This window comes from Acinetobacter sp. AOR12_HL (assembly GCF_027855275.1).
Lineage (GTDB): Bacteria > Pseudomonadota > Gammaproteobacteria > Pseudomonadales > Moraxellaceae > Acinetobacter > Acinetobacter baumannii.
In genome coordinates, this window is the sequence record NZ_JAKTIJ010000012.1 from 180603 (window position 1) to 193011 (window position 12409).

The following is a 12409-nucleotide window of genomic DNA, read 5'->3' on the forward strand; positions in this document are numbered from 1 at the left end:
TTGATTGAAAGAAATACCTGCTCTATACAGGCATCTCTTTCGTTAGTTGCATTAATAGTTAAAAGTATAACTTAAACCATAAGTACGGCCTTCTGCAGGGATTGCTAACAACGGATTAGCATTAGAGACGGCTGCTTGCTGAGCAAATACTGTTCGATACTGACGGTTCCACACATTATAAACACCAAAATCTACACGACCTTTCCAAGCCGGGAAATGTGCTAATACATCCATAGTGGTATAACCTTTGATTTGCGCAGCACTATTCGCATCATTCTTTACAGCGTTTTGGAAAGCTTCATCTTGAGTTGTTGCAAATGCGGCTAATTCACGGTCATCTTTATAAGCTTTATTTGTTCCTTTAATAGCTTGCATCTGAACACGAACACCATACCCTTCATTATTATCCCATTCAGCAAAAAGGGTTCCTTTCACTGGAGCAACCGTAAATGAGTTTAATTCATGCCATTTATTCGCCACGTCTTTATACTGACCACGGGTATATCCTAAAGTGCCACCGACCTTATAATTTTCCATAAATGGATAACTAATAGTTGCTTCCGCCCCGTATACTCTTTGATCTGTATCTACAACCTTTGCTGCACGATTGTTGAATTGGACAGTTTTATCCGAAGTATTGTAAAAACCAGTCAATCCCAGATTTAAGCCATCATCCTGATTCAAACGCCAACCTAGTTCATAACTATTTACTGTAATTGGCTGTAGATTTGCTGTTGAAACGGTATAAGTAGAAACATCGCGCAACATACGTTGTACGTCAGGGAAACTAAAGCCCTGAGAGAAATTAGCATATACCTGTTGTGCATCTGTAAGTTTATAAACTGCACCTAAATTAAATAACGGCTTATCATCATGTGTTGATCCTGCCGGAACCATTGTTGTCTCTCGGCTAGGAATATAAGCATCGGTATCCGCTTGAATATATTGGTAACGAATACCTGCTTGCAAGTTCAATTTATCCGTAACTGCATAATCGCTTTGAACAAATGCTCCAATATTTTGAATTTCAGTGTTTGGTCCATAACCTTTACGTTGGCCTGTTGGCGTATACACTAAATAAGGATATTGAGTTGCCAAAATATCAACAAATTGCTTATCTTTTTCCCAATCATAATCAAGGCCATAGGTTATTTTCATATCCCGATTGGCAATATTAAGATCGGTTTGCATAGTTGAACGTAATCCAGCTACTTCAATTTCTGATTGAGACTGGTTTACAGAAGTCACGGATTTATTTGATAGGCCATATGGGAAGAAACGTGATTTTTCATTTCTATAATATGCTTCAACATTTAGTATTTGGCCTAAAAAGTCTTGATTTTGATACTGTGAATTAACAGCATAACGCTCGGTAAATAATGGATTACTAAGCTTTAAACCTTTAATTGCCTTATAAGTTGGCGTTGTAGCATCATTACTCTTAGAGGTTGTCGGTAAATAAGAGTAATCCGGTCCGTAGTCAGTATCCTGCTTATCTTTATAGTACTGGGCACCAAAGCTCAATGTCTGAGTATCATTTAAATTGAAATTTAAACGCCCATTTACATCGATAGTATCAGTATCCATCGTACTACCTTGCCAAGGGCTTAAGGAAATTCTATCGCCATTTCCATCAAATTGAGACCCTCTACTTGTAAAATTAGCTCCTAAGAAACCATCCATATTGCCTTTATTAAATGAGACAGATTGTCCGACTTCATAAGCTAAGCCGTCACTACGGAATGTATCTGAAGATGTAATGCCTACTTTTGTTTCAAAGCTAAGTGGTTTAGATGTATCTGCTCTTTTAGTAATAATATTAATAATACCGCCAGTAGCACCTGACCCATAAATACTAGTCGCACCTGAAATTACTTCAATGCGTTCAATCATACCAGGACTAATACTATTTAATTGACGAGAAACATCGCGAGAACCTGTTTGTGAAACGCCATCGATCATGACTAATACGTTTCGTCCACGCATTGTCTGGCCATAATTACTTGTTGTTCCACTACTTGATGCAAGAGATGGTACAAGTTGAGCAAGAATATCAGCAACTTTACGACCCGCCGTAGCTTGCTGGATAATTTGTTTCTGATCAATAGATTGAACTGTACCCGCAATCTCTGCAATATTTTTTGGTGTACGAGTCGCAGTTACTACAATCTTTTGCAATTGGGTTACTGGTTTTTGTGTTGCATTTTCACTTACCTCAGCCGTTTGAGTTACGGTTTCTGCATAAGCCTGCTGTGCAAAAATAGCCGATATGGCAAGACAACAAGGTGTCATCTTAAAAAGTACTTGTTTTGAACGTATGTGATTACGTGATTTAACCCCAATCTTATTGTTTACATTCATTTTTTCCATTTCTCCCTAGCCCAAATGTTACTCAACGATTTTTCAAGAGGCACGACATCATACTAAATACGAACATTAATGAGAATGATTTTTATTAAAAATAATAGTCATCTATCTTATTTTTTAAAAAGAATTCATTTTTCTTATTTTGTTCATTTTGCTCAAGCATTTGAAATTCATCTAAATATTGCTGTGCCACATCCATTTTTATTATAAATATTCCATCTGCATCCCCTACAATCAGATCTCCAGTTTGTACAATGGTATGATTAATATGAATCTTGGCATCTATTTCAATGAGACTTTCCCCTTCATTGCGAGTGGTTAAACAACTGGTTGTATGAGCAAATATAGGAAGTTTGAGTTTAAGTAAAGCCTGCCGATCTGTAATAGCACCTAAGACCACAACCCCAGCCAGACCACAGTGTATAGCAGCTACGCTCCTTTGCTCTCCCCAGCAAGCACGTTGTAGATCATATCTTGCATCAATAACGAGAACTTCATTTGGTTGACAACTCATCAAGACTTGTCTTAAACCACTCGCATTGATCGATTCAATCCGAACTGTACGTACAATCCCCACCACCTTATCTTCAGGTCTTAAGGGGAATACCTGAGGAATATATCCCTGATCAAGTACATGACCAATAGTAGAGGTTGCTATTTCTTTATATGCTGTAACAAGTGCTTTATAAGTATCAATTTGATTCATCTTTAAATTTTCCGATTTCTTTTAAACGTAAGGGACAATTACGGCATAAGGTCTGCTCAGCCTCTTCGAGCTGAAAATAAAAACAGCATTTTTGTCTCATAAAAGTATTAAATTCTGGATGCCATCCATTCCATAAACGCACAAATGGATTTTCAGTTAAATAAAAACTTTCGGCAGCTTTTGACTTAAAGAATTGTTTTTGCTGTTCTAACCGAGACTGTATATCCGGATTTAGATTTTGATTTGTAAAAGAATGATAAAACTGTACTACTCGAACAGCTACATTTTCCCAGAGTAATACATAAGGTACGCGACCTATTTTCGCTAACTGCTTAAATAGCACATTCAGTTGTTCTATCAAGTCATTAAACTCTTGCAAATGTATAATCTGAAAAGAATAAAAACTTGTTTGGTTTAACTGTAAAGTCCTATCCCAATACCATTGTTCCGGCAAGTCTATAACTAATGCTGAACTATCCCATTTTACAAATGGCAAAACAGCCACATGGCAATATAAAAAAGGTAAGATCCAACTTGTACACCAATATTTGACAAATAATGAGGTCGCACAAGTTAGATTTTTAGCATGAATACGTGTTGCAAAATCCTGTAACACCTGTCGACATACATCATCATTCAACAGACAATCTAAGGTTGTTGAACTTTCAGGTAGTATTTGAACATTTAATTTCAGACGCTGTTGCAATATAGGCAGAGTTGCACACTTCTCTGCCTGTATTTTAAAAGACGTATTCATCGTCAGATATCACTAACAATTTAAGGCATACCAAAGTGGGTTTCGGGTTTTCCCAATTCCCGATGGCATACTACCAATCCGTGTATCTTGTTCTAGCAAAGGTCGAAGTAACTGCTTATATGGCCATTCAGGCACTTCAAATAGTAAATGTTGGAGCTGGGCCAAAATCTCTGGCTGGAAGTTTAGATTTTGAATAACTTGCTGTAACGCATGAGCAAGTACAGACCATAGATTCTTAACTTCAATTTGATAATGACTAGCTAAATTATCAACAATACACCCTAGATTAACCTGAATACCTAAAGTTTGAATATAAAATAACAGAGCCTCTACCGATTCATGATAAAGCGTATTTTTAAAATCATGTGGACTCAAATAATTAGGATCTTTTAATCCGTTTTGCTCTACCCAAGGTAAATAAATACGTAATGAATCATGATCACGGAACATCAATCCATCAAATTCGCCATTTTTCAACACAAGACATATGTTTTGCCCATGAATTTCACCCATAAGCCCTAAGCGGAATAATCGCAAATTTACATCAAAGAAACATGTACACAGTTTCTCAAACTCGATAAGTATCTGCTTGGAATTTATGTCCTTGTGTTGAAGCTGCAAAATATAATCAAAAATGGCAGGCTGATCCATAATTGTATGTCCAAGACTTGCCATTGGTATAAGTTGATAAGGTTCTTGCAATAATTCAGCTGGAATATGACGGCGCTGAGCTGCCAAATGGGTAGGTTTCTCTACAAATAACCACTCATTGTCTGCTGTCCGGTCATTTTGCTTCTCGGGTAAGTATGACCACCATTGTGTTTCTTCACAAAGCCATAATTTTTGTTTTAAGACAGCATCTTTTGCCTTGGCTTGCTGTAATAATTTCTGATTTTTTTCACCATTAATCATTTTCACAATAGGCAAAAATCTTAATGAACCAAGAGCCTTAATTCCTATCGGTAATTTTAGACTTTCTTCTAAAACATTTTTTGATAAGAGGCTACGCATAGACGCACTGGCATACATTCCTTTAGAGATAAAATTCAAAGGATGACAAATGCCTTCGGCAATATCATCCGCATAGAATTTGGGAAATAAATGCTCAAATTGCCAAGGATGAATTGGCATTGCAATGTGGGTTTCATTTAACCCACGTTGAAACATTTCCTGTTTTAATTGATATCGCTCAGAACGAGGAATAAAAATTTCGCTTGGCTGTTGTTTGAAAATATTTTCTACCCCTTCACCAAACATCATTTTATCTTTATGTACAGCCACCCAATGAATAGATAATTCTTGAGCGAATTCCGGACAATATTGCATATACTCTTGCTGACTGAGACCTTCTTTTAATTTGGCTAAAGGATGATATGGGCGGTCCCGATAACCTGCATATTGTTCTAAAATGCGGAATCTATGTGCCAAGCTTTGATTCAATAAATCATGTGCATTTACCCGATGCTGTTGTAATAAATGATATTGCTTTAAACATTTTTGCAGCTGCTCATAAAAGGCTTGAACTTTATCAGCACTACAATGATTAAAAAGACCTATCGCTTGAATAAACTCAAAAAGTTCTATTATCCCAATCACATTGATCTGAACATGATCATTTGTGCGTTCCAATAGAAAAACTTCTGTTTCATTAGCAAACTTCCAGGCTTGAGTAATACCTTTTTGTACCGTAAACATGACCAAGCCTTGCCGATTCTCTTCGTGTAATAGCACAAAAGAAAATTGTTCAGACGTGTTTTTAAATACTTCTTGAAGATTTTTGCCATGTTGATTTAGCGCAGTTTGGGCAGTCGCAAAATCAAAAATAAACTGTTCAGGAATAATCGTTTCAACCAGTAGGCTATTGATAAAATCCTGTAAGATTCCTTGGTTCATTACTTGATAAACGGGCTGAAGTGCATTCATAGATAAATCTCACTTCACCTGCAATTTAAAAGGAGCTAACGGGTTATCGACAAATTTAATTTGTATACTACGATCGCCAAATAAACGCCGTTTAGTTAATGACTCAATGCGCAATTTTTCGGCAAAAACATCAAATAATTGGTAACGTGAAGCATGCTCTGGATGTTGCTGTTGGTAATTTTGGATGACTTCCGCAGCCCATTGCCAGAATTTTTTTTCTGGAAGATCAAAGTTTTGATTTAAAAATATTGCAATATCGGTTAAAGCCACAAAAAACAGACAGGCACAGCTAAAATCACGAATACCATTTAAATCATCTGTCAAAATAAATGACATACTGTTGGTTTTTGCATGCTCAGGCGGCAACTGATCGAGTTCAGGAGCCAATTCAGGGTGTGCTAAATGTGCTGGACTATAGCGCACACCATCATGGAAGTCCTTTAAAAGAACTCGCGTTGGCCAACCTTGTTTATGTACAAGAATAATATTTTGGCCATGTGATTCAGTTGCAATTCCCTCCGCAAAAAGTAAATGAATCAAAGGAGTAATCACAACTTTCAAAAGTTGACGTGTCCATGATTCAACACTATATTGCTGTAACCATGGTGCAATTAATGCTTGCCCATCTTTTTGGATATGACTCACGCCATTTAACGGTATTGCATCTTCACCTTCACGTAAATATTGATGCACACTCTCACGCCATAGACATCCAATTGTGCCATAGGCCTGTTGAGCATGTGATTTTGGCAATTTAGTAAAATCCACGCTTAAACCATACACTTCACGTAATACAGCAAAATCAAGCTCTTGGGCGGTTTTGCTCTGTTTAATTAAGCGTTGCAACCAGTCTGTAATAATTGGCCCATTCATTACTGTATGTTTAGCCAGAACACGTGAGCTTGATGTATTAGTTAGACTCATCGACAGTTTGATATAAGGCTTTTCCGGATGCTGCAAGTTAGTCATAGTGCGTAGAGATTGTTGGGCTAGATAGCGATCCTGACTTTGCCCTAAATAAACAATTTTGCCATTTAGGATTTCTTCAGCAAAAATAGAAATTAAATGGTTTTCCCATTGCCAAGGATGAACCGGAATCCAAATATATTCATCAGCCTTCAAATCACGATCTGAGAGATGTTGCAGGAATAGCTCTTGGTCTTGTGAATTCAATTGCTCCTTAAAAAATAAATCTGGCTCTATATCTTCTGAATGTTTTTTTGCAACAATGTCCTGATGCACAGCCAACCAGACCAAGGCGATTGGTTGGGCGAACTCTACACCATAGCGTACATTGTCTTGTAAACTAAAACCTACACGTGACTTGTAACACGGATGATATGGATGACCATCCATTAAATATGATTCTAAAATATCATATGGATATTGAATTGCTGGCAAAGCATAGTGATCAAAACATGCTTGAGACTGTAAATCATGAATAAATGTTCGTTTTAATTCAAAAATAAAATCTTCAACTTTTGCTGCATCGGTTATGGTTCTAAGAATTTCATCAATAACTAAATTTATAGTAGCAATCTGATAATGACCGTTTTCATCTTGACGAAATACATCCTGATTACGGGCGAGACGTACCAGTTTGTAACTATATTGTCTTTGCCCTGCAGCGATATAACGAATGGTTTGGCACTGACTATTTTGTATTTCTATAATAAAATTTTTTCCATCATATTCTGAATGAATAATATCTTCAAAAATTAAAGCTTGAAGTAATTGTTTAATAACACGTTGCTCAACATATTTTGCCTGATCCGAATTTGGATGCTGCCAAGCCTGTAAAGCATTTTGAATCACATGTGTATTTGATAAAACTGGATGTAATTGTCCCATTTTTATTAATCCTATTTCTTTAATTGGTCGATTCTGTACTGTTCAGGAAAACGCCATGCGAAAGGCAAAGTGCAAAGTATAAGAATTGCACAACACACAAAGATTTCCTGCATAGTGTGAAATGATGTAAATATTGCTTGAGTATTTAACGGCAATGATTGTTGTCTTAGCTGAAGATATAACGCGGCAATAACGACTGCCACTGCAGCAAAAATACGTCGGAATAAATTATTTAGAGCGGCCGCTTGAGTAACTAGATGCTGTTGCTGCTGGCGTAAGCTGTTCAAACCTGCCGTAGTCGATGGCATATAAGAAAGTCCCATTCCTAAGCCATGTAATATCATACAAAACACAATGAACCAGACATTTTGTACAGGTGCCCAAGCAAGCAAAAGAAAAGAAGCCGCGGTAATCATTAGTCCAAGAGACATGATTTTTGCAGCACCGTAACGATCTAGATATTTTCCTGCAGGTTGACTACAAATACCGGTAACTACTGCACTGCTCATTAGCGCCAAACCAGTCCAAAGCGGACTTAACTTTAGAAGGTGCTGTATCCATAGTGGAATGAGCAACATACCAATAAATAAGCCTACTGTTTGTGCCACACAAATGACTAAGCTGTAGCGGAAACCCTTCGTAGCAAACAAAGCTGGCTCGATTAATGGCATAGACTTATTCTTTTGTACAAAAATAAATCTTATAAAAAGCAGCACACTTAGAACTAAAAGCACACCATATAGAGGTTGAAGTAAGTCCTGAATTTGATGGATTTGGCTCAGTGTCCCAAGTAATAAAACTATGCTTGAACCGAGAAAAAAGAATCCTGCCCAGTCAAACTCTTGCTTATTGTCCCCTTGCTCTTTAGGTAGAAAAACATAGCCTAAAATTAATGCCAGACAAGCAACAGGTAAATTGATAAAAAATAAGGCCTTCCAATTAAGCCATACCAAAACCAGTGCTCCGAGCATAGGCCCAACTGCTAAGGTTAGCATGATCATGGCACCCCATAATCCTGTTGTACTTCCCCGTTGTTCACTTGGTGTAACTGAAAAAATTAGTCCAAGAGATAATGGAATCATTAATCCGCTACAAAAGCCTTGCAGAGCTCTAGCAATCAACACCGATTCAAACTGATTAAATAAACCACCTGCTGTAGAAGCCAAAGCAAACCCCAATAAGGCAATTAAATAAATTGATCGCTTACCAAAACGCTGGCTTAGGAACCCAGCTAAAGGCAAACTGATACTCATTGCTAATAAAAAGGCAACAACTACCCAACTTGCCCATACCTCACCTACCTGAAAATAGGACATTAAATGAGGTATTGCAGGGTTGAAACTACTGTTATTTAAACTAACCGTACCTGTACCAAGCATAACCGTCAGAAGTACGTAGCGTTGTAAACTTTGCTCATGAGGTTGAGCCGCGGACACAGAAGAACGTTCCATACACATATCCTCTGTTCAGCTTATTCAATATGCTCAGATAATTTACTTCGTGCATACGCTCCCAAAGCAGAATGATGCATTGGCCCTGATTTATTTAAAGGTCTTGAAAACTCGGTTATTTTTGAGGCTGCAATATTGCGAATAGAAACTTCTTCTTGCACTGATGCATTCACTCCAAATTGTTGGAACGACTGAGAATGATCAAGTTTGAATAACTCTTCACCAACCAATTGATTCGCAATTGTGGCTGCCCTATATGCTCCTAAGCCTAAATCAGGCGTACCTACGCCGTGGTGATAAACTTCCATATTTTGAATAAATATAGATCCCTCACCTTGATAATTGACTTTAAAGTTTGAAGCCACCTGCCAATGGTCGGCCTGATCTCGTATGATCAAAGATTGTAAATTTTGTAGAAACTTAGGGTTTGGATAACGATAACCCGTTGCTGCAATAACACAATCAGCCTCCAGAATATAATTCTTATTTTGCTGACGATGTTCAAAACACAACTTTGTTTTCTGGTTTTCTAAGAGCTCTGCATATTGCAGTTGATGATGTCCAGCCAACGTAACATCTGTAGGCATTCCACCGATACTACGATGATATAAACGCTCATAAATATCACGTAGCGTTTTACTGCTAATACCTTTATATAAATTTGCTTGTTGCGCTGGTAACTCTGCCTTTAAACCTGATGGTAAATTGTAAAAGTAATGCATGTAATCCGGACTAAAATGTTCTAAACCGAATGGTGTATTTTCCATTGGAAAGAAACCAGCAGAACGGGTTAACCAATAAAGATGAAAGTCTGGTGTAGTTCGACCATTCATATACTGACGATCAAATAGATCTAAAAAAATCTCTGCTGCTGACTGCCCAGAACCAATTAAAACTACATTTCCTGATAACTTCTGGGAGTTGTACTGTAAATATTCTGATGAATGCAGGCAGGTTCCTGATTTTGAGTAAATCTGTTGTAAGCTTTCTGGTAAATGTGGAGTTGTACCCACTCCCAATACCAATTGTCGAGTACGATAATGTTGGTGGTGCCCATTACACACTACCTCCACATCAAATCCACCTTTAATCGGTTTAATATCCAGCACATGGCTACTAAACTCAATATGGTTAAGTTGTTCTACAACCCATTGACAATAATGATTATATTCCTGACGCGGTATATACAAATTTTCTCTAAAATAGAATTTATATAAACGTTGATGGTGTTTTAAATAATTTAAAAAACTAAAAGGGCTGGTTGGCTCAACCATACTAACCAAATCAGCCATAAAAGGAACTTGTAACATCGCATTAGGCAATTGCATACCAGCATGCCAGTCAAATTTCTCACGCTGATCAAAAAAGCGATATTGCAGCTCGCTTTTATCATGTAACAGACTAGCCAGACTTAAATTAAACGGCCCCAGTCCAATTCCAATAAAATCAAGCATAACTCACATCCTTCTGTTCAACGTACAGTGGATTTGGTAGCTGCACATACACAGACTGATGTTCTAATGGAGCAATAAGCTCATCTAATTCATGTAAACGTGTAAGTAAATTGCCTTTATACGGTAAAGAATCGTTAAACAATAAACCCTGTAATAATGTGCTATCTGGATATTGCTCTAATAATTGAAGTAAATTTTGTTGCAAATGGATTAACAGTTCATCTTCAGAGATATAGCCAGTTGCTCCAATTGCATTAATCAAACCAAATAAAGTGTTGCCAAAGAAATAATAACTAAAGCGTTCATCCACAAAATCTTTAGGACCAACCGCATGAGCTTTTTCTAGTAAATCTGGTAATGCTTCTACAATTTCAGTTGCAAATTCTTCAATATAATAAAAGCCTTGGTTGTCACGTAACCAGAGATTTTTCGGTAAACCATCTTCTAGCTCAAGCAATACATTTTGTTGATGCGATTCAAAAGCCATACCGTATTTATGATAAACATACATTAACGGAGCCAAGCCAATCTTCAAGAAATGATCAAACCAATCCAAAGCAATTTCTTTAAAATTCGTTTGTTGATTTTTCTGAGCAATTTGGTCAAATAAAGCATTAAAACGATTTAACTCTTTATTTGGATGGTCTTGACATAAAGATGCAATACAAGTGACTTGTTGCTGTACTGCAAATGGTTGATCACGGAAAATACAAATTGTCTCGTTAATAATCTCGCCGTCTATTTGCAGAGCTATCCAGGCTGGATCATTAACTGCTTTCAGTGTTGGGCATTGTTTTAATATTTTTTTACCTAATTCACTGTGCCATAAACGATAAGAAATTTCGCCACGATGACACTCTTTTGCCAAATTCACTCGAATTGAATTAGTGATCATGACTGATAGTGAAGTTTTAATCATCCAAGGGGCGTTAAAACTTGCTAAGGTCCGAATTGATGTAGTAGGTGAAAATTGCCATCCACGTAAACCGATATCAATTAACTGTCCTGTTTGTTTTAATTGCTCAAACCAAGGTTTACCTTGTAAATAACGAGCTTGCCAAGGATGTAGTGGCAATAATTTAAATTCAACATGAGTCTTTAACAGGTTTAAATCGCTTTCGGACAAATACCAACGGATTGCGTCTTTAACTTGATCTGAAATTGGCTGCTCAGTTGCACAACCTTCAGCAATATAATTCTGATGAACAAGCCAATAATGTAACTGAGTTTTTCCAGCATGTTCAGGTGAAAACTTCAACCAATCTTCATGAACAAAACCATTCCGGCTTTTAGGCGCTGGGTGCATACTATGACCCAAAATTAATGCCTGTTCACTTTCAATAAAATTCTGCCCAGCCTTTACTAAATCGTCGAAATCATTGTGGCGTTGTTTTAAAAATTGTAGTAGCGCGTCCCGGCTTTGTATCCATTTCTCTAACAATGAAGCAGCATCTAATTTGAATTGAGATTCAATAACCAACTCTTCAAGTAAAAGACTAACAATGGTTCCTGCACTGATTTTTTGCCATTGGCCATCAATACACATTTTCGGTAAAGCGGCGAGACGATGGCGTCCTACACGACTTACATAAGATAAAGGTACAGAACATTCTGCTTGTATAGAAGGAAGAGGAAGAGTTAACAGCGTTAAACCAGAGCTAAACGCTTGTTGAGTTGAACTTTGTTGGTCAAAAGAAAGTAAATATCCTTTGCCAGTCTCTTGCATATAAGCGTTGACGAAATTTTGTATCGCCAATCGGTTGGCAAGTTCTTGCATCTGACTACATCCTATTCAGAATCTTAAGCTTTTGTTTTAAAAAAATTTCTTTTTAACAATTTGTTAAAAACAACTGCTTAATCATATTTAGTTTATGATTTTTCTACTCAGCCAATGTAAGGC

Annotated in this window: 8 protein-coding genes; all 8 read right to left on the bottom strand. The window is 37.1% G+C overall.

Features of this window, described 5'->3' with window-relative positions:
* Positions 1-51: 51 nt before the first annotated feature.
* Positions 52-2370: a TonB-dependent receptor gene (locus MKL36_RS05140; protein WP_000413998.1), complete on the bottom strand. Its 2319-nt coding sequence runs from the start codon at positions 2368-2370 to the stop codon at positions 52-54.
* Between the two features lie 85 nt (positions 2371-2455).
* On the bottom strand, positions 2456-3073 hold the full coding sequence (locus tag MKL36_RS05145; protein ID WP_021510808.1) for an RraA family protein: 618 nt from the start codon (positions 3071-3073) through the stop codon (positions 2456-2458).
* Complete coding sequence (locus tag MKL36_RS05150; RefSeq protein WP_001097748.1) at positions 3060-3830, bottom strand: (2Fe-2S)-binding protein; 771 nt, start codon at positions 3828-3830, stop codon at positions 3060-3062. Before MKL36_RS05150 ends, MKL36_RS05145 begins: the two co-directional genes overlap by 14 nt.
* Before the next feature lie 12 nt (positions 3831-3842).
* Entirely contained in the window at positions 3843-5753 is a 1911-nt protein-coding gene (locus MKL36_RS05155; protein WP_021510809.1) for an IucA/IucC family protein, read from the bottom strand.
* 9 nt (positions 5754-5762) lie between these two features.
* Positions 5763-7604, bottom strand: coding sequence for an IucA/IucC family protein (locus MKL36_RS05160; RefSeq protein ID WP_021510810.1), 1842 nt, complete (start codon positions 7602-7604; stop codon positions 5763-5765).
* Between the two features lie 11 nt (positions 7605-7615).
* On the bottom strand, positions 7616-9055 hold the full coding sequence (locus MKL36_RS05165; RefSeq protein WP_021510811.1) for a DHA2 family efflux MFS transporter permease subunit: 1440 nt from the start codon (positions 9053-9055) through the stop codon (positions 7616-7618).
* A gap of 20 nt (positions 9056-9075) precedes the next feature.
* A complete protein-coding gene (locus MKL36_RS05170) occupies positions 9076-10509 on the bottom strand; it encodes a lysine N(6)-hydroxylase/L-ornithine N(5)-oxygenase family protein (RefSeq protein ID WP_021510812.1) in 1434 nt (477 codons plus the stop codon).
* Positions 10502-12286 carry an IucA/IucC family protein gene (locus MKL36_RS05175; protein WP_021510813.1) on the bottom strand — a complete coding sequence of 595 codons (1785 nt, stop codon included), beginning with the start codon at positions 12284-12286 and terminating at the stop codon, positions 10502-10504. The genes MKL36_RS05170 and MKL36_RS05175 overlap by 8 nt, the downstream gene beginning before the upstream one ends.
* Between the last annotated feature and the right edge of the window lie 123 nt (positions 12287-12409).

Coding starts and splice junctions, on each gene's coding strand:
- MKL36_RS05155 (WP_021510809.1), bottom strand. CDS start 5,753: ATGAATGCACTTCAGCCCGTTTATCAAGTAATGAACCAAGGAATCTTA.
- MKL36_RS05165 (WP_021510811.1), bottom strand. CDS start 9,055: ATGGAACGTTCTTCTGTGTCCGCGGCTCAACCTCATGAGCAAAGTTTA.
- MKL36_RS05160 (WP_021510810.1), bottom strand. CDS start 7,604: ATGGGACAATTACATCCAGTTTTATCAAATACACATGTGATTCAAAAT.
- MKL36_RS05145 (WP_021510808.1), bottom strand. CDS start 3,073: ATGAATCAAATTGATACTTATAAAGCACTTGTTACAGCATATAAAGAA.
- MKL36_RS05175 (WP_021510813.1), bottom strand. CDS start 12,286: ATGCAAGAACTTGCCAACCGATTGGCGATACAAAATTTCGTCAACGCT.
- MKL36_RS05170 (WP_021510812.1), bottom strand. CDS start 10,509: ATGCTTGATTTTATTGGAATTGGACTGGGGCCGTTTAATTTAAGTCTG.
- MKL36_RS05140 (WP_000413998.1), bottom strand. CDS start 2,370: ATGGAAAAAATGAATGTAAACAATAAGATTGGGGTTAAATCACGTAAT.
- MKL36_RS05150 (WP_001097748.1), bottom strand. CDS start 3,830: ATGAATACGTCTTTTAAAATACAGGCAGAGAAGTGTGCAACTCTGCCT.